Genomic DNA, 23,120 nt, shown 5'->3' with positions numbered 1-23,120 from the left:
GGGTGTCGCGGCAATCCGGCGTCGGCGTGGTTATCGACCGGCACGAACGTGTCGCGTCAGCCAGTGCCCCGGGTTTTCGGGGCATGCGCGTGATTGCGACGAGTCCGTATCCTTCCCCACAGCGCCAGGCTGTTACTCCGCTGCGCTGTCCGAGGGGTGCAGCCGCAGAGCGACGGAGTTGATGCAGTAGCGCTTGTCGGTGGGCGTGTTGTACCCCTCGCCCTCGAACACGTGGCCGAGGTGGCTGTGGCAGTTCGCGCACAGCACTTCGACCCGATGCATGCCGAGCGAGTCGTCCGACCGCAAAATCACCGCAGCGGACGCCGCCGGATCGAAGAAGGACGGCCAGCCACAGTGCGAGTCGAACTTCTCGGTGCTGCGAAACAGCTCGGAGCCACAGGCCCGGCACACGTAGATGCCTTCGGTCTTGGTGTCGGTGTACTCGCCGGTGAAGGGACGCTCGGTCGCAGCCTCACGCAGCACCGCGTATTCCTCTGGCTCCAGCTGCGACCGCCACTCCTGTGGCGTGAGCCGGATCCGCGGCGCGGGCAGGGGCGTGCCGGTTTCGGAACTCATTGCTCCACGCTAATACGCTTCTGCTCCATCGGTGCCGATCCATTGCGTGACCTGGGGGAATCTGCGGTAGCGGCTTCGGAGGACACGGGCGGCGACTCCGGCGACCCGTCACGCGAATCCGGCGCGGAACTCATCCAGGCGGGATCGATCCCGAACGGCAGCCGTCCTTCCCGCCGCGCGGCCAGGTAGCGGTCACCCAGCACACAGAACACCACGATCAGCAGCAGACCCCAGCCGAAGGTGATGCGCAAATACTCCAGGTTGCGGCCGACGTTCTGCCAGCGGTCCGACAGCCATTTGTCGTAGCTCATGAACCCGAAGATCGCCAGCCACGCGGGCCAGTTGCGCAGCACCGAATTGCGCAGCACCACCGTCATCAGGAGGGGGAACAGCATCATCGAGTAGTACATCTGCCCGAGCGAGCTGAGCAGGAACGACGCGGTGAGCAGCACGCCGGAGGAGGTGCAGACGAAGAACAGCTCGTCGTCACGGTAGTAGCGGTACAGCAGCCACAGCGTGAGCAGGACGAGCACGCCCATCACCAGGCGCATGCTCCAGGTCAACCAGGGCGGCAGGCCGTAGTACTCGCCATTGCCGACGATCGCGCTGTTGAAGTAGTCGCGGGATTCGAAGATGTAGGGGAAGGTGCGGGTGAAGAACTTGCTCGCGTCCTTCGACAGCGGCCAGGCGATCGCGGTCAGCGCGACCGGCACGCCGAGAGCGGTGACGAACACCTTCCACTGCCCGCGGACCAGCGCGATCAGCAGCAGCGGGGCCAGGGTCGGTTTGACCGCGATGCTCAATCCGAGCGCCACGCCCGCCCAGAGGTCCCGCCGTTTCAACAGCAGGACGATGAAGACCAACTCCGCGAGCAGCACGCAGCCGTTGACGTTGGTGAAGACCAGCGTGTTGATCACGGTCTCGGACATGAACATCGCCAGCAGCAGCGCGGGCGCGGCTACCGAGTTCAGCGTGTACCGGAACAATCGCAGCAGCAGATACCACGCGATGAGGATCGCGATCGCGTTCAGTGCGATGAACAGCCAACGCGACTTCTCGTAGTCGATGGCCGCGATCGGCGCGATCAGCAGGGTGCCGCTCGGCGGATACAGGTAGTGCGGGTCGACCGAGTCGAAATTCGCGGTGTAGACCGGCCGCCCGTTGAGGAAGTCCAGGGATGCCTGGTAGACCGGCCGGTAGTCGTCGGTGATGAAACCATTGACAGCCTTGATGAAGACCCGGTTCAGCACGGTCATGACCGCCAGGGGCCAGAGTGCGAACTTGATCACCTCGGCGGTGGTGCGAGCCGTCCGGGGCTCGAGCTGTCGAAGGAACACGGGGGGCACGGTACACCGGATCCGATCCCGGTAGTTGCCGGGACCTGTCCGACGCGCCGCCCAGCCGGGCCGCCCGACCAGGGTTCAGGCGGGGCAAGCGGTCCCGTCGGCGGGGAGTTTGCCGTCCGTCAGGTAGTCCAGCAGTGTCCGCTGCGCGCAGCCGGAGTGGGCCGCGACCGGATGGCCCCAACCCTGCCAGGTGAGTGTGGCGTGCCGCGCCCCCGCGGCGCCCAACGCGCCAGTCACCGACGACTGGCCGCCGTTGCCGACCACTGGATCGGCGACGCCGCCGAGTACCAGCACCGGAATGTCCAGCTTCTCCGGCAGTGGCGGCGCGGTCGACACCGGCCAGGCCACGCACGCCAGCAGCGCGATTGCCGCGGCCTTGCCGAACACCGGGTACTTGCCACCCCATGTGTCGGCGAGTTCCGTGGTTTTGGCCGGGCTCGGCGGCATTTGCGTGTCGGTGCAGCGGCTGACGAACTGGCCGTCGCCCGCGGTGGCGGCCGACTCGCGCAGGATCAGGTTACTCAGCGCGCCGCGATCGCCGCGTCCCGCCGCGGTGAGCGCGTCGGACAGTTCACCAACCCGGGTGGCCTGGTCGGCGCGCGGGCTGCCGAGAAAGCCCGACAGCGCGGTGCGCAACGCGTTCGCCGAGATGTCGCCGAGCCCGCCCGATCCGGCTTTGTTCATCAGGTCGGTGATCGCCGCGCGCGGGTCCGCGCCGAGTGAACAGCCCATGCCGACGCATCGCTGGGCGAACGCGGTCAGCGCGGCTTCGGCGCCCTGGACGGTCTGTTCGGCGCGGGTGGTGGCGTCCGCGCCGACCGGCTCGGGGGAGTCGAGCATCAAGCGCGCGACATGGTCGCCATATTTGCGGGCATAGCTGAGCGCGACCTTCGCTCCGTTGCCGGTGCCGAGCAACGCGATGTGTTCGACCTGCCACTGCCTACGCAGCTGCTCGATGTCGTCGGCGGCATGCGGCGCGTCGAAGGTGCCCTCGTAGGGCTGCAGGAAGTCACGGCAGGCGATGGTGCCGTCCTGGCTCAAGGTGGTCATCGCCGCCACCGGATCGTCGGCCCCTGCTCCGAATTGGGCGTTGTCGGCCAGGCCGCGGCGGATCTGGGGATCCAGGCAGTCGATCGGCTGGGAGGTCCCCAGACCGCGCCGGTCCACCGCGACGATCGGGCGGCTGGCCAGCAGCGCGCCGGCCGGACCCACGGCCAGCCCCGCGAGGGTGGCGGTGGAGGAGCGGTCCGAGCCGGAGGTGAGCACCAGCGGCGGCACATCGGCCGGGGTCTGCGCCAGCCGGGCCCGCATCGCGCCGGTGCGGAAACTGCCGAGCACGGCCCCCGCCGCATCGATCGGAGTCGAGTACTCGGCACAGTCGAGCACCAGGCCAACGGGCGCGGGACCGAGCCCGAGCAGGTCCAGGGTCGGTTGCGTGCACTCGCGCCAGCTCAGATCGGTCTTCGGCAGTTCGGCGTTCGGTGGCGGGGGAGGAGCAGCCGAGGTCGTGGCGCCGCCCGCGACGGGCGGACGCTGGACCGCGACCCCGGGGCGGTCCGACGGTCCCGCCCCGCAACCGGCGATCACGATCGAGAGTGTCGAGGCAAGCACGGCGGCCCGAGTCCAGCGCATTGCTACAGCCTGCCAGGTTCGTGCGGTTGTTTCATCGACGGGCCCACCGGGTGAGCATCGTGCCGTCATCGTCCAGGAGGACATGCGTGCGAGTCATCGGGGAGCGGAACTCGTGCGCGGACAGCGAGATTCGCCGCGCCGTACCGCCGACCAGCAGCGGCGCGGTGGTCAGGCAGAGCTCGTCGACCGCGTCGGCTTCCAGCAGCTCGCCGAACAGATGAGGCCCGCCCTCGGTGAGCACGCGCAGCAGGCCGCGCTCGCCGAGCGCGCGCAGCAGGCGCTTGGGGGTCACCGCGATGTCCCCCGCCTCGATCACGTCGGCCCCCGCGTCCACGAGTTGCTGCTTGCGGTCGGCGGGGGCGATCGCGGTCGTGATGACCAGCGGCGGCACCTGGGTGTCGGTGAACAGTCGCGCACCGGGCTCGAGCGCGGCACTGGCGGTGACCACCGCGATCGGGGGCGGTGCGCCGTCGGGATGGCCGCCGATCCCACGGTCGTGGAGGGCGCGGCGCCGCCGCGGGTCGGTGCGCGCTCCGCCGTAGTTCTCCGAGCGCACCGTGCCCGCGCCCACCAGTATCACGTCCGACAGCTCGCGCAGCATCATGAACACCGTCCGGTCGGCGGGGGTGCCCAGCCCCTCGCTGAGGTTTCCGCTGGTGGCGGCGCCGTCGATGCTGGAGACGAAATTGGCTCGCACCCAAGGGGCATCGAGCTGGGCCGGAAACGCGTACAACCGCGCAAGGTCGTCCGGGCTCAGCCCTGTGAGCTGGATCGCATTGTGGATACGCTGCATGAAACTAGATCACACCACGTCTTTAGGCTTCGTTCATGCAAGAACGCCTCGTCGATCGTCACCCGGAGGTTCCGGCCGACCAGCTCGTCGCCCAGATGGTGCCTCCACCCATGTTCGACGAGGTGAGTTTCGCCTCCTACATTCCCGACTCGAAGGAACCGAGCCAGGCGGCCGCGGTCCGCAAGGCCGAGGAGTTCGCCGGGCAGGTCGCCAAGATCCGCAAGGCCGCGAGCAAGAAGAGCCTGTTCGGCAAGCGGAAGCAAGTGACCGGCGCGGGTCTGTACCTCGACGGCGGTTTCGGCGTGGGCAAGACCCATCTGCTGGCCTCGATCTTCCACAGTTCGCCCGCGCCCAAGTCGTTCGGCACCTTCGGCGAGCTGACCAATGTGGTCGGTGCGCTGGGATTCGCCAACGCGGTGGAGCGGCTCTCGGCTGACAGCGTGCTGTGCATCGACGAGTTCGAGCTCGACGACCCGGGCGACACCATGCTGGTTTCGCGGCTGCTGACCGAACTGTCCGCGGCTGGGGTCTCGATCGCGGCCACCTCCAACACGCTTCCGGGTCAGCTCGGCGAAGGACGTTTCGCCGCACAGGATTTTTTGCGCGAGATCAAGAAGCTCGGCGCGATCTTCGAAGCCGTGCGCGTGGACGGACCGGACTACCGCCACCGCGACCTACCGCCGGCACCCGAACCGGTCTCGCCCGAGGACCTCGGCGAACGAGCCACCGGCACAATAGGTTCCACGCTCGACGAGTTCGACGCGCTGCTGAAGCACCTGAGCACGCTGCACCCGTCCAAGTACGGCGCGCTGATCTCCGGGGTCTCGTCGGTGTTCATCTCGAACGTGCATCCGGTCACCGACCAGGCCGTGGCGCTGCGCATCGTGGTGCTGGCCGACCGGCTCTACGATGCGAGCGTCCCGGTCACCGTGTCCGGTGCGAAGCTCGACGAGATATTCTCGGCCGAGATGCTCGAAGGTGGTTACCGCAAGAAGTACTTACGCGCCATTTCGCGTCTGCTCGCGCTGTCGCGGTTCGAGGTCCCGGCGTAGGGACGCTGGGACCCCACCGCGGGGAAGCTCAGTCGACCAGATGATCGGAAGCAGTCGCATGGCCCATCGTTCGCTTCGTGCCCCGGTTGCCCTGGCCACGGGGTTGGTCGTCGCCTTCGGGGCGGTGACCGGTGCGGCGCTCGCCGATCCACCCGCCGCCTCGGCTGTCGCGTTCGATCGGTCGCTACATCTGCAGGGCGTGCAGAACGCACGCGACATCGGCGGGTACCGCACCCTCGACGGCCGCACCGTGCGCACCGGCTCGGTGTACCGCGGTGGGCAGCTGAACAACGCCACCCCGGATGATCTGGCCGTGCTGACCGATCGCCGGGTCCGTGTGGTGCACGATCTGCGGACGGTCTTCGAGCGCGAGCTCGGCCCGGACCGGATCCCGGCGGGCGCGACGGCACACTGGGACGACGTCATCGGCCATGCCCCGCCTGCGGTCATGGCCGCCACCCTGACCGGTGGCGAGGGGCTCTACCGTGCGTTCATCACCGCTCCGGGCGCCGACGAAGCCTTCGCCGCGGTGCTGCGCGGCATCGTCGACACCACCGACGGCGCCGTCCTGTTCCACTGCACCGCGGGCAAGGACCGCACCGGCTGGACCGCCGCCGTGCTGCTCACCGTGCTCGGCGTCGATCGTGCCACCGTGACGGAGGACTACCTGCTTTCCAACCAGTTCCGCAACGCGAGCCCGGATGACCAGCTCAACGGTGTACGGCAATCCTGGCTCGACGCCGCCTTCGACCAGGTGAACCAGACCTACGGCAGTTTCGACACCTATGTCCGCGACGCACTCGAGCTGACCGACGCCGACATCGCTGCTTTGAAGGCCGAACTTCTGGCCTGACCCGCTGGCGCGCCGAGACTCCGTGGAGCCTGTTTCAGGAGGACTTGCGCTCAGCGTCCCAGCGGTCGATCAGGGCAGGCAGTTCCTTACCCATCCAGACGAAGAACTCGTGCATCTCCCGGAGACGGGCGGCCTCCTTGCCGTTCGGGTCGTCGAACAGGGCCAGCCCGCGCGAGCTCATGGCGGTGAGGTCGCTGTACATGGTGCTCTGCTTGCGGGTCAGCTCGGGCAGGACGCCGGGGCGGATCGAGTAATAGTCCCTGCGGTCGCCCGGCTTGGAGGTCTTGTCCACCCAGCGCATGGTGACCAGGGACTTCAGCGCGTTGGAGATGGAGCCTTTGGACGCCTGCAGCGCGTCGGCGATCTGACCGAATGTCTGCTCCGGTGGATCGGAGATCAGTAGCCAGCCCGCGGCTCGGCCGGTCATGCGGACCAGACCCATCCGTTCGAGCACGAGCGCGAAGTCCTCGACGAAGGCCAGCTGTTGGGGTGTGGGGGTGTCCGTCCGGTTCTCTTCCGTGGTGCTCATCGGTCGAGTATCCCTTCGGTGTCGGAGAGCGAGGAAGACGGGCCGTGGCGGCCCGTCCCGTCAGCGGCGGATCAGACCGCCAGATCGCGGTGGTCGAAGGCGGTCAGCGCCAGCGCAACCGCCGCGGCGGCCACGGCGGCGAGCACCACCAGGTGCGCGACGTTCCAGCCGTTGATCACCGGCGAGTCGCCCACCGCGTAGTAGAAGGGCGAGAGCTTGCGCACCCAGTCGGCGCCGAGGTTGTTGGCCAGGTAGCCGACGAGCGCGACCAGTGACGCGAAACCTAATGTCGTCGAACGCTTTCCGGTAACAGCGCCGACCAGCAGCGTGATCGTGCCCACGACGAGTGCCAACAGTCCGAGCCCGGTGCTCGCGGCGATGATGTTCCCGGCGGGCACGTCCATCCCGCCCGCGTTCGCGCCCGCGACGACGCTCCAGGTGAGCACTGTCGCGACAAGCGCGGTCTGCACCGCCAGCGCGGCGAACCGCTGTCCGAGCAGGCTCATCCGCGCGACCGGCTGGGCGAGCAGCAGATCCAGTGTGCCGTTCTCCTCCTGGCCCACCGACCGTGCGGCGAAGGTCACCGCGAAGATCAGCATCAGCAGCAGACCCATCAGGGAGAAGATCATCGAATGCAGAAAGCCGGTGGCGCTGGCGAAGTCGCCGATGCCCATCGCGTCATATATCCCGTTCTGTTCGAGGTTGTCCAGCGAACCTTGCTTTTTCAGCGACTGGAACGAGGGCAGGTAAACCATCGGCACCACGGCGATGGCGATCGACCAGCCGATGAGGCCGCGCCGCTGTTCTTTCAGGGTTTGAGTGAAGACCGAGCGCTTCATGACGAATTCTCCTGTGGTGGGTTGCGCGACGTGCGGCGAAGATCAGCGGCCGTAGAGGCTGAAGAAGATCTGCTCCAGATCTGGCTCGATGGACAGCACACTGACCAGCTCGTACTCGGCCGCAATCTTGAACAACGCGTCCACGTCGCCTTCGGTGGTGCAGCGCAGTGTCTTTCCTTCGATGCTCAGGTCTTGTACGGCGGGCAACCTGGTGAAATCGTCGGCGAAGATGTCCTCGCCGAATACCAGTTCCACCGAACGCGGCGAGCGGCGGCGCAGATCCTCCACGTTCTCGGTGCCGAGCAGCTTGCCTGCTCGCATGATCACCGCGCGGTCGGCGGTCTGCTGCACCTCGGTGAGGATGTGCGAGGACATGAAGACGGTCTGGCCGTTGTCCTTGGCCTCGGTCACCAGGTCGAGGAAGCGTTGTTGCAGCAGCGGATCCAGGCCGGAAGTAGGCTCGTCCAGGATCAGCAGGTCGGGGCGGTGCATGAAGGCGGCGATGATGCCGACCTTCTGCTTGTTGCCCTTCGACATGGCTCCGACTTTCTTGGACAGGTCGAGGTCGAGCAGGTCGGCCAGTTCGGCGATCCGGCGCGCGGCCACGGTTCCGCGCTGATCGGCGAGGAAGGTGAGCAGGTCGCGGGCGGTGTTGCGGCCCTCGATTTGCAGTTCGCCGGGTAGGTAGCCGATCCGCCTGCGCAGGTCCGCACCGCCCTTGCGCGGGTCGACACCGAGCACCTCGACCCGTCCGGAGGTAGGGCGGATCAGGTCGAGCAGGATGCGGATGGTGGTGGATTTTCCCGCACCGTTGGGGCCGAGGAAGCCGAAGACTTCGCCTCGGGCCACCTCGAGGTTCAGGTCGGTCAGCGCGATGTGCCTGCCGTAGTGCTTGGTCAGACCTTCCGTGCGGATCGCGGTGGTCATGATCCCTCCCGAGCATCGTTCAATTAAGGTGATATGTTCAGTAAATGCTGAACATGTAGAACATGTCAACTCTCTGCCTCGGCCGCTACGATCCGCGCATGGCGACGTTCGCGACATGGGACGGGCTGCAACTCAACTACCGTGTGTGGGAGGGCGAGGGCGTTCCAGTCGTGCTTCAACACGGAGTGGTCGCCGACACCAATGCGAACTGGATGAGCACCGGGGTGATCGGCGCATTGCGGGCCGCCGTGCGCACCGTGGTGTCACTGGACGCGTGTGGGCACGGCCGTTCCGACAAGCCGCACCCGATTTCGTTAGAGGAGCCGGCTCAGAAGACCAGGCGCATCACGTAGTCGTGGTGCAGCTGGGCGCCGACGGTGAACGTTCTGGTGCCGACCGTCGTGAATCCGTATTTGGCGTAGAAGCGCTGAGCCTGGACGTTCTCCTGGTTGACGCCGAGCCACAGGCCGGGATAGGCGTCCTCCTTCGCCCGGTCCAGCGCGGCCCGCATGAGCGCGGTCGACACTCCCGTGCCGTGGTGGCCGGGCAGCACGTACATCTTGCTGACCTCCACCACCGGATTCAGGCCGACGGCCTCGGCAATCGCCGGGTCGGCGGGGTCGGTAGTCACGAGCATCGCGTATCCGACGATGTCGTCGCCCGCGATCGCCTTGAGCACAATCCGTGCCGGATCGCTGAGGTACTCGCCGAAGCGCTCCCCCGACAGCACGTCGGTGAGGAAGATCTCGATGTCCTCCGGCGTAGCGTCTGGTGGACACGCGAGTGGAAAGGTCGCGGCCGCAACGTCGCTGAGGGCCTCCGCGTCCCACAGCCCGGCCCGGTCGACAATGACTGGGATGTTGCTCATTCGTCCAGTAGAGCATGTTCCGCTGGGGGTGCGGGAAGTTTGCCCTCCTTGCGGTGAGAAGGGAACATGCGGGCGAGCGCGATCAGGGCGGCGGCGAAGGACAGGGGGATCAAGAACCCGGCGCGGTGTCCGAAGGCCGCCGCGACGGCGCCGACCACGCCACCGCCGACCAGGGTTCCGGCGTAGTTGAACAGGTTGAGGCGCGCGATCAGCGCGTCGAGTGCGCTGCCGCTGGTGAGCTGTCCGGCCGCACCGAAGCACAGCGGCGCGATCACAGGCATGCCGATGCCCGCGACGAGGAATCCGACGATCGCGACCATCGGTCCTGGCGCGGCCACCACGATCGCCAGTCCCACCATGCCGACGGTCGCGGCGGTTCGCACCACCCGCCGCGGGCCGAAGTGGCGCACCAGGGGGTCGCCGCCCAGCCGCGCGATCAGTGACGTGCCCTGATAGGCAGCCAGGGCCAGCGCCGCTGTCGCGGAATCGGCGAGCAGGTCGTCGGCGAGATATAGCGCCGACCAGTTGCCTACAGCGAGGTCGATGGCGAAGACCAGCGCCATCGCGATGCCGAATGCCAGATAGGCGCGCACCGCGACGGTTCCGTCGTCGGTGGTGACCGCCTCGCCGGGACTCGCCTCCGTGTCTCGCGGGGCAAGCAGTCGCGGACCGAGCAGCAACCCGGCCATGAGCACGATCCCGGCCGCCATGAGCAGCGATTCGCGCAGCGTCACCTCCAGCGCCTCACACCCGGACACGAACAGCGCCCCGGCGATCGATCCCGCGCTCCACGCCGCGTAGAACGAGGACAGGATGAACGTTCCGTACCCGTGTTGGATGAAAACCGCCTGCATATTCGTGCTCGCATCGACGATGCCTACCGCGATCCCATAGGAGCCCAGCGCGATCAGCAGCACGGCCGTGTTCGGCGCGAACGCCGCCATCGTGCCGGTGAGCGCGACGAATAGCAGACCGATGCGCACGGTGTAACGGCTCGACCGGTGCAGGGCCAGCCGCTCGGCCGCCACGCTGCCGCCGCCCGCCAGCAAGGAGACCAGCACCACCGAGCCGACGATCAGCCCATCCGACAGGCCGAAACGCTCCTTTTGCTGCGGCAATTCGGTAAGCACGACGGCGAAGAAGAAGCCCTGCAGGCCGAATGCGAACGAGTTCGCGATCCGGGCACCCCGCAGGATGGGCGCGATCGAACTCATCTGGGCAGGGTAGCGGGCCCGCGGTGGAGGCGTGTTCGGAATGGGCGCTGGCGATCGACAGCGGCGATCGGACGGACGATCGACCACCCCGCCGTGCTGACCCGGTTGGCGCCGCCACCGGCGACCGCGGCCGGCCGTGGACGACGTAGACCTGCGTTGCGGGCGAGCATCCTGATTCGCGGTCTGCTCGACGATCTGCCGGTGGCTTTCACGAGTCGCCCGCAATACGCTGAAGCACTGATTCGGCCGACCGACTTTGCTGCGCGGCGGCGGCGACGTAGTCTCCTGCGCATGACAAGCGGAAGCCGCGTCGCGATCGTGGGTGCGGGTATCGCAGGTCTCGCCTGCGCGAAAGTGTTGAAACAGGACGGTTTTCCGGTCGAAGTGTTCGACCGCACACCCGATGTCGGTGGCGTGTGGAGTGTGACCCGGCGATACCCGGGTCTGCGGACGCAGAATTCCAAGGACACTTATCACTTCTCCGACTTCCCGATGCCCGCCGACTATCCGCGTGTGCTGGACGGACAGCAGATGCAGGCGTATCTCGCCGCCTACGCCGCGCGCTTCGGGCTGACTGAGCATCTGCGTCTGCAGACCGAGGTGGTCGCCGCGGACCCGGTGGACAGCGGGTGGTTGCTCGAAATTCGCGACAAGGGTGGAATTCGCCGGACCTCGTGTGATCACCTGGTGATCGCCAACGGTGTGTTCAGCGACCCGGCGATGCCGGATTATCGCGGCACGGACTTGTTCCGCGCGGCGGGCGGACGATTGATGCACGCGTCGGAATTTCTCGATCTGGAATCGGTGCGCGGCAAGTCGGTCGTCGTGGTCGGCTACGGGAAGTCCGCTTGCGACATCGCCACAGCGGTCAGCGATGTCGCGGCATCCACCTCGGTAGTGGCCCGGCGGCTGTTCTGGAAGGTGCCGCGCACGCTGGCCCGGGTCATCGACTACGAGCGACTGATGCTGACCCGTTTCGGCGAGTCGCACTTCCACTACCTCCGGGCCGGCCGGATGGACCGATTCCTGAGCGGCCCCGGCGAATCGGTGCGTATCAGCAACTTCGACCTGATCCAAGAACTGGCCACCAAACAGATGCGTCTGCGGGAACTCGGTCTCGTACCGAGCGGCCGTGTCGAGGAGATCGCCGAGAGCACCATCAGCCTCGCCACCGAGGGCTTCTACGAGCAGGTCGCCAACGGGCGCATCGCGGTCCACCGCGACACGACTATCGCCGAGATGGGCGGCGGCCCCAAGGCGGCTCCCGCGGTGCGATTGTCCACCGGGCAGGTGCTACAGGCGGACGTCGTAGTATGCGCCACCGGCTTCCACCAGCGGGTTCCCTTCCTCACCCCGTACGTCCAGCGCAGATTGACCGACGAGCGCGGAAACTTCCGTCTGCACCGGCAGATCCTGCCGCTGGACGTGCCGAATCTGACCTTCGCAGGCTACAACTCGTCGGTGATCAGTACGCTCAACGCCGAGGTCGCAGCGCACTGGACCGCCGCGCTGCTGACCGGCAGGCTCGCTCTGCCGCCCGCCCAGCAGTTGAACGAGCAGATCGACACCCGACTGCGCTGGATGGAGCGACGCGCCAACGGCCACCACGCGCACGGCACGGCGATCACTCCGTTCGCTATCCAGAACATCGACGAGATGCTCGCCGACCTGAAGTTCCGTCTGCCGCGCCGGACCCGGCTGGCTCAATGGTTCCGGAGGGTGAAGCCGGAGTCGTACCGCGGCCTGAACCGGCCGAAGGCGGGCACCGGCTCCGCCGCGCCGCGACAGTTTCCGATCGAGGCGGAGCTGTTGGCGAGCGAAGAAGAAAGCGGCCAGGTCAGCCGATAGGCGGCAGTTGCGCGCCCTGGCCGGGATCGTGGCTGGGCGAAACGGGCTCGCCGCGGCGCCGGATGCGGCCGACACCGCCCAGCGCTCGACTACGCTCACGGTGCCGATTGAAAGATTGCTTACCAGCGTGGTCGGGCCGTCGGCCGTGGGACGATATCGATCTGGCCGCTGCCTCCCCCCGGTCGCACCGTGCAGCGTGTGGGTCGATACGTCGTACACGCCGCAACAGACCGTCGAGGTAGCGGGATCCGTGTCGTGCGCGACCCGCCGTTGTTCCACCGAGGCATGGATGGCTGACGTCGATTTCGAGATTGCGCATGCGGCGTCTGTATTCGGGGACTGGGCAGTGTGGCGACGAAGAGCGCGGAACCGCCCGGGGCGAGGGCGACCTGGTGCCCACAACAACGCTACGACTCGCCTGGATTATCACGACTGCAATGTCGGGAAGCAACCATTGCATTGGTGATAATCCAAGGGTGAAAGCGCTGGATATGAACCTACTCGTAGCCCTCGACGCTCTCCTCGACACCAACAGTGTCACCTTGGCCGCGCAGCGCCTGCATACCTCGCCGCCCGCGATGAGCCGGACCCTGACCCGGCTGCGCCGTACGCTCGGCGATCCGCTGCTCGTGCGTGCGGGCAGATCGCTGGTGCCGACCCCACGCGCGCTGGAATTGCGCTACGAGGTCGGCACGCTGGTCGAGCAGGCACGTTCGCTGCTGATCCCGCGCGGTGACCTCGATCCGTCGGCGCTGAGGCGGACCTTCGCCGTCCAGGCGGGCGACATGGTGCTCACCGAGCTGGCCGCGCCCCTGCTGGCCGCGGCGCGTGCGCAGGCGCCTGGCGTGACGCTGCGGTTCTTGCCCGACAGCCTCGAGGGCACCTCGGCTCTGCGCGACGGCCGCGTCGACCTCGAGGTCGGCGTGATCGACCACGCAGACCCGGAGACCACGGTGCGCAGGGTATTCGCAGACCGGGTGATCGGTGTGGCCACGGCCGAACATCTGCTGGTTACCGATCGCGTCACTGTCGCCGCCTACGCCGCGGCCCGGCATGTGAGCATCTCGCGCAACGGCCGCGCGCACGGACCGATCGACGACCGTCTTGCCCTGCACGGCCGCACTCGGCGTGTGGTGGCCACCGTGCCGAACCTGACCAGCGCGCTGTTCGCCGTACGTGGCAGCGACCTGGTCTGTCCGGCGCCCGCCCTGCTCAGCGCCTCCGCGCTACCGGCGCTCGGGCTGTGCGCGTTCGAGATCCCGCTACCGCTGCCGGAGGTCGCGATCGGGATGGCGTGGCATCCGCGTAACAGTGCCGACGGCGGTCATCGGTGGTTGCGCGATCTCGTTCAAGAGATCCTGCTGCGGTCGGCCGCCGCGGTCCGGCCGTCGAAGCAGCGGCGCGGTAGGGCCGATCAGGACACCGACGGCGGGCTCGAGAGCCGGTAGTCGTTGGTCCTGCGCGGCGGGTCGGTGTGGTCGGACTGGTAGCCGGTCGGGTTCGTGTCGCCCGCTGACGGTCCGAAGATATCTGAGCGGCCGAGCGGAGCGGAGGCGGTCCGCTTGAGTTCGTCGAGCATGGCCTGCAGCTTGTCCACATGGGAGTTCTCGACCGGCGTACGGTCTTGGTCGGCGGCGCGGTGCGCACCCGTGAGCCCGGTGGCGTGCACGTCAGGAGCCGTCCCGTTCTCGGAGCGGCCATGGTTGCTGCCCGGATCGGCGTCATCGACGGAGGCGATGATGCTCTCGTACGCGGGGTTATCTCGAGACGGGGCGGGGTGCGGCGTCGCGGCGGGTTCACGCGGTGCGGTGAGCGACTCATGCTGCGCGGCGATCGGTTCCCGCGGCGTCGGCAAGTCGAGCGCGGGTTCGCGAGACGTCGGCGCGGTGAAGTTGGGCGCGGGTTCGCGCGGGGTGTGTGCGGTGAAAGTGGGGGCGGGGGCGGTGAAGCTCTGCCCGGAAGTAGCGTTCGGTTCCAGTGCGGTCACCACGGGTTCGCGAGGTGGGGTGAAGCCCGACGGCGTGGAGTTCAGCTCCTCTGCCACGCGAAGTGGCTCGCGCGGCGTGCCCTGTCGAGGCACGCCGTTTCGGGGACCGCTCGAGCTGTCGCGCGATTCGCTCGACCCGAAAACCTGGGCTGGTGCGGCGTGGCGCTCCCGCTGTCCTGCGCCGCGTCGGCCGGCGGCCGCCCGAGGCAGGGGCGCCGGGCGCTCTTCCAGGCTCGCGCGATCTCTGGGGGGCGGGCCCTCGTCGGACTCCAAACGCTCCACCCTGGCATCGATGCCGGAAATGTCCTGGCCGACATGGAAAGCCCATGCCTCCAGCTTGGCCAACCGGCCCTCGATGCTCTGCTCGTCCGCCACGGCGGGCGCACCGTCCATCCGGGCCGCCACCGCGTCCAGCTTGTCGCTGACCTCTCGAAGGGTCGACGCGATACTTGATAACATCGCGCCGATCGACTCGCCGGTCTGCTGACCGTGCTCCATCCAATACCTACTTCCCCGTATCGGCCCAGCTCGCACTCGGCCGGACGATTCTATCCGCCCCGTTGGTCATCGCGGTTCGCGGAGAATCGGCGATGTACCGATCCGTGTCACCTGATCAAAGCAGCGTATTCGCACGGACTTCGGTCCACGCAGGCGGACGGCACCGCGATCCCGTTTGTCCGGAACAGTGCCGTCCCGCCTGTTTGGCTCATTGTCCTGCAGGATCGCCTCGCCCGCGATGAGGGCGCACAGACCCGGGCGAAGCGGGCGATCGGCAGCGGATGGCGGCATTGTGAATTCGCCGATACCAGCGCATTTTACGGAATGGCATGGCATTATGAGATTCCTTGTGCCGCAGCGTACATCGCCCACTCCACCGAAAGTCACCGTCGTGGCGCACCCGAGCGCGGGGTAAAGGGGGCTGGCGAGGTAGCGAAGTCTGACGCACTCTTGATCTATGGCGTGGGTCGCCGGGCCTGCGGTGGTTTTGTGCGGGGAGTGGTCGCGTGAGAACGAAGCAGCGGGCGGAGATCGCCTGCGGGCGCAGAGCGATGCTCGCCGAATTGGGTATCGGGGACGGGCCGGGCCGGGCTCGTGGGTCGTCGGCCGGCTACGCGTGCAAGTGTCCGGAATGTACCGCCGCGCAATGGGATATGCAGCGGCTGAAGTACTGGCTGTGCGGCAGGTTGCTCGCCTATGGCGCAGACGAGGCCGAAGTGGATCGGCGGATCGGGACGCTACCGGTGGACGTCTACTGGCGCACAGGTGATCGGGAGTACGCGATCGAGGTGCGCGGCGGGCCGTTGGAGCGCGCGCTCGCGCAAGAGCACACCGCGCGACTGCGTGCCGCCGGTTGCGCGGACGTGCTGTGGCTGTGCCCTCCCGGCTACTGGGTGCCGTACCTACACGCGCTGGGCATCGCGGACTTCGCGCCCGCCGCCTGTGACTACCGCGCGATCACGGGCGTATTGGACACCGAACACGCGATGGCGGCGCCGCGGGCTGAGCCGTTCGAGCTGCGTGACTTCATCCAGGGATGGGTGTGCGGCGACATCGTTTGGGGTCATCGGGATGAGAGGACAGGAGGCTGGGCCACCGTGACCGACTGGGAGCACCACACGAGGACACAAGCCACCGTCATTGCCCGGCAGCGTCAGGAGCTGGTCAACCAGCGAACCGCACTTGCGGTGACCCGGAAAACGTTGCGGGATAGGCAGAAGCACCTGGCGAAGCTCACCACGCGGCTGGAACGGGCGGAGCAAGCCGCGCAGGAGCGGGCCGAGGCCCTCGCCGCGGCCAGTCGCAAAATCGCCGACCACCACCGGGTGGACAATGCCCTGCGCAGCACCATCGTCAACCTCCAGCAGACGATCGGTCACTGGCAGCTGATCACCTGTTGCGCGATGCTGTTGATCGTCACGTTCGTGGCCGGGGCGATGGTGGTGCACTGAGCAGGAACGGCGCGCGGTCCCACCGCCAGTCGTTGCGCAGCACCAGCGTGAGAAAGTCGAGCAGTTCCAGGCCGGTTGCCCTGCGGACCTCGCGCAGCGCGGTCCATTGCACCGGGCCGCGCGTGACCAGTTCATGCAGCGTGCTCTCGGTTGCCGTGGCGACCGGACGCGCGAGCAGGTCGGGGATACCGATCCGGCTTCCCGTCCAGACCAGCCACCCCCACCCGTTGGCGTGCGCGTACGCGCGACCCGCTGAGGCCTTCACCCGGTTGACGTGGAAAGCGACATGGCCGAGCGGCTCGACATCGATGAGCACCACCCGGCCGTCGGTGAGGCGGGCGACGATGCTCGGGTAGAGGACGCGCTCCGCACCGTCGAGGTCGTACCCGACCGCGGCGGGCTGCTCCTGGAACGTCTCGACCAGATCGCTCGCGTTGAGGATCCACAGCAGCCGGGCCTCCAGGCCGGAGTCGAACGGCACATCGCGTCCGACCTTGTCCAGGTAGAAGCGGCCGCGGCCGTCGTCGTCGCCGTCCACTGTGCGCGCGCAGGATGTGGGCACCGCGGCGGCGTCCGCTCCGGGCCAATCGACCTGTGCCAGCCAGGGATCGAGCTGACTGGTCGCGCGCGGCTCGGCGTCGCGTAGCTTGGCGAGGCGCCGGTTCGTCTTCTTCTGCCATGCCGCGATCCGCTGGGTCACGAACCCGGCGATCCGCTTCGCGTCCTCCGCCGTGTGCCCAGCCAGCCGCAGCTTCAGGTACGACAGCTCGGTGGCGGCGATGTCGGTGTCGGTCGTGTACGTCTCCACCAGCAGTGCACGCACCAACTGCCGATCCATGGCGTCGAGTGGGTACCGCGCGCCGAGCACAGCGGGGGCCCGGTGCCCGGTCGACTGCGCCATCCGGATCATCTGGCCGACCGCCTTGGTGTGCAGCTGCCGTACCCGGTCACGGGACAGGTCGTAGCGCGCGCCGATCCGGGCCAGAGTTTCGGGCTTCTCGCCGCGGATCCCGAGCCGAGCGGCCAGCAGTTCTCCGTCCTTGGCTTTGCGTTCGGCTCGCATCGCGATCAGCTCCGCGAGCACCTCGTTGACCTCTTCGAGCCCGAACGAGATGTCGTCCTGCAGATCGAGCAACTCCGGATCGGTGTCCTCGGCAGCCGTCTCCCCGCTTGTGACCCCCGCGTTGACCGTCACGCGACAACCCCCCTGACTCGGCTCCGGCTGTGTGCGGCACAGCGTATCCCCGCCCACCGACATCCGATCCTGGAGTGCAGGCACCTACGCGCCGTATTGCGGTGGAGCGGACAGCTCCTCGACTTTGGTTTTGTGACGCTCGGCTTCTGGTTGGAGGCAGGATCCGTCAGTACAACTGTCTGTCGAGTCCGCTCGGCGTGATACTCGTGCACGACCTCCACGACGGCTGGGGGCTGACGCGCTGAAGGGAAATTCCATGACAACTAGCCTGCCCGCATTCCCAGCCGCGAACGAGGATCTGCTCGACACTTGTATCCGACTTCGGGAGATCGCGCCCGTGGTCGAGGTGGAGTTCCCCGGCGGCGTGCCCGCTTACCTGGCACTGACGCACAACGCTGTCCGCGAGATTCTGGCCGGCGACAACAAGACGTTCGCCAGAGACCCGAAGCACTGGCCTGCCCTGCACAACGGAGCGATTCCGGAGGACTGGCCACTGCGTGCCATAGTCCAAGGCGACCACCTGTCCACCAAGGACGGCGACGACCATCGGCGACTTCGTGGCTTGATCAGCAAGGCGTTCACCCCGAGCCGGGTGCAGGCGTTGGAGCCACGGATCCAGGCGATCATCGACAGCTTGCTGGATGAGGTGGTGGCCGCCGGCGACGGGGTCGACCTGGTACCCACTTTCACCGAAGCGCTGCCGATGGCGGTGATCTGCGAACTGTTCGGGGTGCCAGAGTCGGAACGGTCTCGGCTGCGGCATTGGACCGCCACCCTCCTGGCGCACACCACTCCTCCCGAAGAGGCGTTCGCCACCCAGAACGCCCTCATGGCGTACCTATATGAACTGGCGGAGCGCAAGCATCGGGAGCCCGGCGACGACCTGACCACAGGTCTGGTGCAGGCCCGCGACGAGGACGACAAGCTCACCACCGAAGAACTGGTCGCCGTCCTGTGGATCATGCTGGTCGCCGGCCACGAGACCACGGTCCACCTGCTTGGATACGCCATCTTGGCGCTGTCTCAGCACCCCGATCAGCTCGAGCTGGCCAAGGCCGAGGACCGCTGGGCCGACGTAGTGGAAGAGACTGTGCGATACCGTCATTCGGTCATGATGACCAGTTGGCGGTTCACGCTGACCGACGTGATCGTCGCGGGCGTGGCCATTCCCAAGGGCAACGCGGTCGGCGTCGCCTACCAGGCATGTGGCATCGACCCGACAGAGTACGGCGAGACCGCGAACCAGTTCGACATCACCCGGAAGCAGCAGGCCGGACATCTCGGGTTCGGCCATGGGCCGCGGTACTGCATCGGCGCCGGGCTGGCCCGCCTGGAGGGCCGGCTCGCGCTCGCCTCGCTGTACCGGCGGCTGCCGGAACTCAGCCTCGCCATCGACCCGAACGACATTCCCTACTCGCCGTCCTTCTTCACGATCGGCCCGCTGTCGGTGCCGATCAACCTCGGCGCCGTGAAGCCGTAACCAGATCCAACGCGACGGGCAAGCCACCGCGCTCCTTCGTCCCACCCATTGTCGGCCTTCGACCCAGCGCGGTCCGCTTCGGGCAGAGCTTCTCTGCGCCACGCAAGCGGACTGGCGGATGCCGGTGGCGAGTCGCGGTGGCTGCCATCCGCTAGCGCAAGCGCGCCGCGTGGTCCCTACCTGCAAAAAGGGCCCGAGGGTCGTCGCAGTGGCGGGGTGGGTTCGCCCGAACCCGACATCGAGGTACCTCGGCGACAGAAAGCTCGCCCTCGAACCGGGCCAAGCCGTCGTGCCGTACGGACCGCGGTTTCGGTCCCGACGAGTTGCGGCAGTGCAGCGCACAGCCTGCCGCTGAGTACACCCTGGGCCTGAGCCCGATCGAGCGAAGTAACTGACATGCCCTGCAGAACATCCAGCTGCCGGATGCCGCTCGACCCGGCCAACAGACGTCTTCTGCGGCGCTAGCGGCCTTTCTGCTCATCCACCACAGCTCGGCACTCTGCGTTGTCCGCGTGGATGCCCATGAGCATCCGTGCCCAATTTGTCGAGTAGAGCAGGTTCGTTGGGCCCGTCGTGCGCACAAAAAAGATCAGACCCGGTGGAAAACCGGGTCTGACCTGGTACTGCGGTGGTGCGCGATACTGGGATTGAACCAGTGACCTCTTCCGTGTCAGGGAAGCGCTCTCCCGCTGAGCTAATCGCGCGAGGTGGAGACGGGAATCGAACCCGTGTGCACGGCTTTGCAGGCCGTTGCCTCACCACTCGGCCACTCCACCGCGCAAAGGGGGACGGCGTACCAATGTTGCCTGGCCCTACCTCTCGAGCGGATGACGGGATTCGAACCCGCGACCCTCACCTTGGCAAGGTGATGCGCTACCAGCTGCGCTACATCCGCATTTCCACCTCTGGGGGCTCGTACCGGCCTCCGTGGTGCGAGACAGAACATTAGCGGACGCTTCCTGCAAGGTACAAATCCGCTGGTAGAAAGGGGGAAATCGGGAGGCTGCCCAGTGGGGCCGTAGGGGCCTGTGTGGTCCATGGGGACTAGGGGCTCGTCGGATGGCCCGATCGATCCAGGGGTCACGGATGGCATCGCGGATGTCCATCGCAGCCGCATGGTGCGGGCGCCGGTGAACGAAGTGTGTCGAGATCAGCCTCAGCTGGCTCGGATCGTGCGGGCGGACCACCCGGAGAGTGCGACCGCCGATGCGTTGGATCGTCCCTGTCCGGGTGGCGATTTGGTGGACCGCCCGGGGTGCGTGCTAATGTTTCGTCTCGTCCGGAGGGCATCCCGCCCGGAATGAAGCTCAGGTCTCATAGCTCAGCGGGAGAGCGTCCGCCTCACACGCGGAAGGTCGCTGGTTCGATCCCAGCTGGGACCACTTAATCGAGCGAGACCGGTGCGATGTAGCCCGGTCTTCTTTCATCTCTTGGTCGATCGGCATCGCCGAGCCCGGCCGCTGACCCAAGCATTCAAAATCCCCGCAAGCCGTTTTGCAGCACTGTGACTTGGGTCACAGTTTGATAGCGGTTGCCCTCGTGGGCATCAAAGACCTTTCCATGCGCTTTGCGAAGTCTTTACTATCAGTTCGACCTTCGCGTCACGGGTCGCCGCTCCACGAGCGGTCGAGGGGCTCTTTGCTCGCATTCGATGCCAGAACATGTTTGACCGATGAACCGGATCAACTCGATTCGGCGAAGGAGAAATATGTCCACCGACACCGATTCCGTACCGCTGACGTCGCCGCGGGTAGGCGTTTCCGCACGTCTGGCCAGTATCGGTCGCAATGACCTACCAGCCTCGATTGTGGTTTTCCTTGTTGCCCTTCCCCTTTCGCTCGGCGTCGCGGTCGCTTCCGGCGCCCCCGTCGCCGCGGGGCTGATCGCGGCCGCCGTCGGCGGCGTCGTCGCCGGACTGCTCGGCGGCTCCGCGGTCCAGGTGAGCGGGCCGACCGCTAGCCTCACTGTCGTCGTCGCCGAGAGCGTGCACCACTTCGGCTGGGCCGCAACTTGTTTCATCACCGCCGGTGCCGGAGTCCTGCAGATTCTGTTCGGGCTCAGCCGCGTCGCGCGCGCCGCACTGGCCATCGCCCCGGTCGTGGTGCACGGCATGCTCGCGGGCATCGGCGTGATCATCGCGCTGCAACAGGTGCACGTGCTGCTCGGCGGGAGTTCGCTGAGCTCGTCGTTCGCCAGTCTCGTCGCCCTGCCGAATCAGCTGAGGTCCGTGCACAAGGGCGACCTGTGCATCGGCCTCGTCGTCATCGTCATCCTGATCGTCTGGCGGTTCGTCCCGGGTCGGATCAGGGCGATTCCAGGACCGCTGGTGGCGGTAGTGGCCGCGACCGTGTTGTCACTGGTCATGCCCACCCACGTCGAACGCATCGTGCTGGACGGCTCGCTGCTGGACTCCCTCGGCCTGCCCACGGTGCCCTCCGGCAGTTGGACGGTCATCGTCCTGACCATGGTCACGATCGCTCTTATCGCCAGCGTGGAGAGCCTGCTGTCGGCGATCGCGGTGGACAAGGCGCGGCCGGGCACCCACACCGACTTCGATCGAGAACTGATCGGGCAGGGATCGGCCAACGTCGTCTCCGGCCTGCTCGGCGGCCTGCCGATCGCAGCAGTCATCGTGCGCAGCATCACCAACGCGCACGCGGGCGCGCGCAGCAGGGCGGCGACGGTGCTGCACGGAGTCTGGATCCTGCTGTTCGCGGTGGCACTGGCCGGGCTGGTGCGGCAGATCCCCACCGCGGCGCTGGCGGGACTGCTCATCCTGATCGGTTTGCAGCTGATCAAGCTGGCGCACATCCGGCTTGCCAGGCGCACCGGTGACCTGTATGTGTACGCGACGACTGTCTCGAGCGTCGTATTCCTGAACCTGTTGCAGGGCATGGTGATCGGGCTCGCGCTCGCGTTCGCGCTGCTGTTGTGGCGGGTGGTCCGTGCGACAATCATCGCGGAGCAGATCCCCGGCTCCCGGCGCTGGGTGGTCACCATCGACGGCACCTGCACCTTTCTCGCGCTGCCGAAGCTGACCGCGGAACTGGCCAAGGTACCCGCCGACGCCGACGTGACCGTGGAGATGACCGTCGACTTCCTCGACCACGCCTCCTACGAACTGATCACCGATTGGGCTCGACGACGCGAATCCGCCGGCGGCACGGTTGAATTCGCCGAGATCGGCAGCGCGCGGATGGCCACGGCCCTGGCCGGACCGCCCGAGCGCGGACACTCCAGGCAGGTTATCGACCAGGTGATCCGACCGTGGCGGCGCACCGGCAGCCGGGAAAATCTGATCGTCGCGGGCATCGCCGCCTATCACCGCGGCCACGCTCATCTCCTGCGCCCGCACCTGGACGGGCTGCGGCATCGGCCCGACGCCGACTCGTTCTTCCTCACCTGCGCGGACGCGCGCATCGTGCCCAACGTCATCACCAACAGCGGACCGGGTGATCTGTTCACCGTCCGCAATGTGGGCAACCTGGTCCCGACCCCGGGCGGAGACGTTTCGGTCGAGGCCGCGCTGATCTACGCGCTGGAGAAGCTGGACGTGCGCGCGGTGGTGGTCTGCGGCCACTCCGCATGTGGGGCGATGGACGCACTGCATCGTGAGGTGCAGGCGGGGCCCGGGCTCGGTGACTGGCTGGCGCACGCGCGGCCGAGTCTGGAACGCTACCGGCTCGGGCATCCGGTGGCCGATGCGGCGGCCCTCGCGGGGTTCGGTGAGGTGGACCAGCTGGGCATGGTGAATGTGGCGGTGCAGCTCGAGACACTGCACGCGCATCCGATCGTCCGCAGGGGCATCGAGGAACGGGGCGTCGCGGTGTCGGGGCTGTTCTTCGACATCGCCACGGCGCGGGTGATCGAGGTCACCGTCGACGGCATCGCAGAGTTCGGCGATGAAGACATCGCAGCGGAGCCTGCCTGACGGCGGGCAGGGCGGGAATGCGCCGGTCCGGCCCCACCGGCCCGGCACGACTGTGCGGCAGGCCACAGCGATAACAGCGGAGCCGAAAGTGGCGAATTACA

At 67.3% G+C, this 23,120-nt stretch carries 19 protein-coding genes and 4 tRNA genes; 9 read left to right on the top strand and 14 right to left on the bottom strand.

Features of this window, described 5'->3' with window-relative positions; all coding sequences use genetic code 11:
• Nucleotides 1–132: 132 nt before the first annotated feature.
• From msrB to OH799_RS12670, 4 genes are all read right to left on the bottom strand, one after another.
• Nucleotides 133–576, bottom strand: a complete 444-nt coding sequence (gene msrB, locus OH799_RS12685) for a peptide-methionine (R)-S-oxide reductase MsrB (RefSeq protein WP_406279715.1) — start codon at nt 574–576, stop codon at nt 133–135.
• On the bottom strand, nt 573–1,913 hold the full coding sequence (locus OH799_RS12680; protein WP_406279712.1) for a glycosyltransferase family 87 protein: 1,341 nt from the start codon (nt 1,911–1,913) through the stop codon (nt 573–575). The genes msrB and OH799_RS12680 overlap by 4 nt, the downstream gene beginning before the upstream one ends.
• 84 nt (nt 1,914–1,997) lie before the next feature.
• Nucleotides 1,998–3,554 (bottom strand): alpha/beta hydrolase, encoded by a 1,557-nt coding sequence (locus tag OH799_RS12675; protein WP_406279709.1) that lies wholly within the window; start codon nt 3,552–3,554, stop codon nt 1,998–2,000.
• Nucleotides 3,555–3,585: 31 nt separating this feature from the next.
• Nucleotides 3,586–4,347: a pyrimidine reductase family protein gene (locus OH799_RS12670; RefSeq protein ID WP_406279706.1), complete on the bottom strand. Its 762-nt coding sequence runs from the start codon at nt 4,345–4,347 to the stop codon at nt 3,586–3,588.
• Nucleotides 4,348–4,382: 35 nt separating this feature from the next.
• Between OH799_RS12670 and zapE the strand changes: the two genes are divergently transcribed.
• Complete coding sequence (gene zapE, locus OH799_RS12665; RefSeq protein ID WP_406279703.1) at nt 4,383–5,399, top strand: cell division protein ZapE; 1,017 nt, start codon at nt 4,383–4,385, stop codon at nt 5,397–5,399.
• Between the two features lie 58 nt (nt 5,400–5,457).
• On the top strand, nt 5,458–6,252 hold the full coding sequence (locus OH799_RS12660) for a tyrosine-protein phosphatase (RefSeq protein WP_406279700.1): 795 nt from the start codon (nt 5,458–5,460) through the stop codon (nt 6,250–6,252).
• 34 nt (nt 6,253–6,286) lie between these two features.
• Here OH799_RS12660 and OH799_RS12655 read toward each other — a convergent pair whose 3' ends face one another.
• From OH799_RS12655 to OH799_RS12645, 3 genes are all read right to left on the bottom strand, one after another.
• Nucleotides 6,287–6,781, bottom strand: coding sequence for a GbsR/MarR family transcriptional regulator (locus OH799_RS12655; RefSeq protein WP_406279697.1), 495 nt, complete (start codon nt 6,779–6,781; stop codon nt 6,287–6,289).
• Between the two features lie 71 nt (nt 6,782–6,852).
• Nucleotides 6,853–7,620, bottom strand: coding sequence for an ABC transporter permease subunit (locus tag OH799_RS12650; RefSeq protein ID WP_406279694.1), 768 nt, complete (start codon nt 7,618–7,620; stop codon nt 6,853–6,855).
• A gap of 42 nt (nt 7,621–7,662) precedes the next feature.
• Complete coding sequence (locus OH799_RS12645) at nt 7,663–8,547, bottom strand: ABC transporter ATP-binding protein (protein ID WP_406279691.1); 885 nt, start codon at nt 8,545–8,547, stop codon at nt 7,663–7,665.
• 62 nt (nt 8,548–8,609) lie between these two features.
• On the opposite strand from OH799_RS12645, the gene OH799_RS12640 reads away from it, so the two are divergent.
• Nucleotides 8,610–8,900, top strand: a complete 291-nt coding sequence (locus tag OH799_RS12640; protein WP_406279688.1) for an alpha/beta fold hydrolase — start codon at nt 8,610–8,612, stop codon at nt 8,898–8,900.
• Here OH799_RS12640 and OH799_RS12635 read toward each other — a convergent pair.
• A complete protein-coding gene (locus OH799_RS12635) occupies nt 8,876–9,415 on the bottom strand; it encodes a GNAT family N-acetyltransferase (RefSeq protein WP_406279686.1) in 540 nt (179 codons plus the stop codon). The two genes, OH799_RS12640 and OH799_RS12635, sit on opposite strands and share 25 nt — an antisense overlap.
• Nucleotides 9,412–10,629: an MFS transporter gene (locus OH799_RS12630; protein ID WP_406279683.1), complete on the bottom strand. Its 1,218-nt coding sequence runs from the start codon at nt 10,627–10,629 to the stop codon at nt 9,412–9,414. The genes OH799_RS12635 and OH799_RS12630 overlap by 4 nt, the downstream gene beginning before the upstream one ends.
• A gap of 291 nt (nt 10,630–10,920) precedes the next feature.
• Between OH799_RS12630 and OH799_RS12625 the strand changes: the two genes are divergently transcribed.
• Entirely contained in the window at nt 10,921–12,477 is a 1,557-nt protein-coding gene (locus OH799_RS12625; protein ID WP_406279680.1) for a flavin-containing monooxygenase, read from the top strand.
• A gap of 485 nt (nt 12,478–12,962) precedes the next feature.
• Nucleotides 12,963–13,925 carry a LysR family transcriptional regulator gene (locus OH799_RS12620; RefSeq protein WP_406282022.1) on the top strand — a complete coding sequence of 321 codons (963 nt, stop codon included), beginning with the start codon at nt 12,963–12,965 and terminating at the stop codon, nt 13,923–13,925.
• On the opposite strand, the gene OH799_RS12615 is transcribed toward OH799_RS12620, so the two are convergent.
• Entirely contained in the window at nt 13,892–14,962 is a 1,071-nt protein-coding gene (locus tag OH799_RS12615) for a hypothetical protein (RefSeq protein ID WP_406279677.1), read from the bottom strand. The genes OH799_RS12620 and OH799_RS12615 overlap by 34 nt on opposite strands.
• Before the next feature lie 506 nt (nt 14,963–15,468).
• Here OH799_RS12615 and OH799_RS12610 point away from each other — a divergent pair.
• The gene (locus OH799_RS12610; protein WP_406279674.1) at nt 15,469–16,413 is read left to right on the top strand and encodes a hypothetical protein; all 945 of its coding nucleotides are present in this window, start codon (nt 15,469–15,471) and stop codon (nt 16,411–16,413) included.
• Here the strand turns inward: OH799_RS12610 and OH799_RS12605 are convergent.
• On the bottom strand, nt 16,379–17,608 hold the full coding sequence (locus OH799_RS12605; protein WP_406279671.1) for a sigma factor-like helix-turn-helix DNA-binding protein: 1,230 nt from the start codon (nt 17,606–17,608) through the stop codon (nt 16,379–16,381). The genes OH799_RS12610 and OH799_RS12605 overlap by 35 nt on opposite strands.
• Nucleotides 17,609–17,864: 256 nt before the next feature.
• Here OH799_RS12605 and OH799_RS12600 point away from each other — a divergent pair, with 256 nt between their 5' ends.
• Nucleotides 17,865–19,088, top strand: coding sequence for a cytochrome P450 (locus tag OH799_RS12600; RefSeq protein ID WP_406279668.1), 1,224 nt, complete (start codon nt 17,865–17,867; stop codon nt 19,086–19,088).
• A gap of 629 nt (nt 19,089–19,717) precedes the next feature.
• Here OH799_RS12600 and OH799_RS12595 read toward each other — a convergent pair.
• The 3 genes from OH799_RS12595 to OH799_RS12585 all read right to left on the bottom strand — a co-directional run bounded on the left by OH799_RS12595 (nt 19,718) and on the right by OH799_RS12585 (nt 19,983).
• Nucleotides 19,718–19,792: transfer RNA gene (locus OH799_RS12595), tRNA-Val, on the bottom strand.
• Between the two features lies 1 nt (nt 19,793).
• A tRNA-Cys gene (locus tag OH799_RS12590) sits at nt 19,794–19,864 on the bottom strand.
• A 46-nt stretch (nt 19,865–19,910) separates the two neighbouring features.
• Nucleotides 19,911–19,983, bottom strand: a tRNA-Gly gene (locus OH799_RS12585).
• A 415-nt stretch (nt 19,984–20,398) separates the two neighbouring features.
• Here OH799_RS12585 and OH799_RS12580 point away from each other — a divergent pair.
• Together OH799_RS12580 and OH799_RS12575 are read left to right on the top strand one after the other, a co-directional pair.
• Nucleotides 20,399–20,470 (top strand) — tRNA-Val (locus tag OH799_RS12580).
• Nucleotides 20,471–20,796: 326 nt separating this feature from the next.
• Nucleotides 20,797–23,019 carry a SulP family inorganic anion transporter gene (locus tag OH799_RS12575; protein ID WP_406279665.1) on the top strand — a complete coding sequence of 741 codons (2,223 nt, stop codon included), beginning with the start codon at nt 20,797–20,799 and terminating at the stop codon, nt 23,017–23,019.
• The last annotated feature ends 101 nt before the right edge of the window (nt 23,020–23,120 follow it).

This window comes from Nocardia sp. NBC_00881, assembly GCF_045207455.1.
In the GTDB taxonomy this organism is placed as follows: Bacteria; Actinomycetota; Actinomycetes; order Mycobacteriales; family Mycobacteriaceae; genus Nocardia.
The sequence above is the reverse complement of the archived record's forward strand: the minus strand, read 5'-3'. Positions and strand labels throughout refer to the sequence as shown.

Excerpts from the sequence above, each read along its gene's own strand:
- OH799_RS12640 (WP_406279688.1), top strand. The coding sequence starts at position 8,610 with ATGTCAACTCTCTGCCTCGGCCGCTACGATCCGCGCATGGCGACGTTC.
- OH799_RS12630 (WP_406279683.1), bottom strand. The coding sequence starts at position 10,629 with ATGAGTTCGATCGCGCCCATCCTGCGGGGTGCCCGGATCGCGAACTCG.
- OH799_RS12660 (WP_406279700.1), top strand. The coding sequence starts at position 5,458 with ATGGCCCATCGTTCGCTTCGTGCCCCGGTTGCCCTGGCCACGGGGTTG.
- OH799_RS12655 (WP_406279697.1), bottom strand. The coding sequence starts at position 6,781 with ATGAGCACCACGGAAGAGAACCGGACGGACACCCCCACACCCCAACAG.
- OH799_RS12600 (WP_406279668.1), top strand. The coding sequence starts at position 17,865 with ATGACAACTAGCCTGCCCGCATTCCCAGCCGCGAACGAGGATCTGCTC.
- zapE (WP_406279703.1), top strand. The coding sequence starts at position 4,383 with ATGCAAGAACGCCTCGTCGATCGTCACCCGGAGGTTCCGGCCGACCAG.
- OH799_RS12645 (WP_406279691.1), bottom strand. The coding sequence starts at position 8,547 with ATGACCACCGCGATCCGCACGGAAGGTCTGACCAAGCACTACGGCAGG.
- OH799_RS12625 (WP_406279680.1), top strand. The coding sequence starts at position 10,921 with ATGACAAGCGGAAGCCGCGTCGCGATCGTGGGTGCGGGTATCGCAGGT.
- OH799_RS12635 (WP_406279686.1), bottom strand. The coding sequence starts at position 9,415 with ATGAGCAACATCCCAGTCATTGTCGACCGGGCCGGGCTGTGGGACGCG.
- OH799_RS12575 (WP_406279665.1), top strand. The coding sequence starts at position 20,797 with ATGTCCACCGACACCGATTCCGTACCGCTGACGTCGCCGCGGGTAGGC.
- OH799_RS12670 (WP_406279706.1), bottom strand. The coding sequence starts at position 4,347 with ATGCAGCGTATCCACAATGCGATCCAGCTCACAGGGCTGAGCCCGGAC.
- OH799_RS12675 (WP_406279709.1), bottom strand. The coding sequence starts at position 3,554 with ATGCGCTGGACTCGGGCCGCCGTGCTTGCCTCGACACTCTCGATCGTG.
- OH799_RS12650 (WP_406279694.1), bottom strand. The coding sequence starts at position 7,620 with ATGAAGCGCTCGGTCTTCACTCAAACCCTGAAAGAACAGCGGCGCGGC.
- msrB (WP_406279715.1), bottom strand. The coding sequence starts at position 576 with ATGAGTTCCGAAACCGGCACGCCCCTGCCCGCGCCGCGGATCCGGCTC.
- OH799_RS12615 (WP_406279677.1), bottom strand. The coding sequence starts at position 14,962 with ATGGAGCACGGTCAGCAGACCGGCGAGTCGATCGGCGCGATGTTATCA.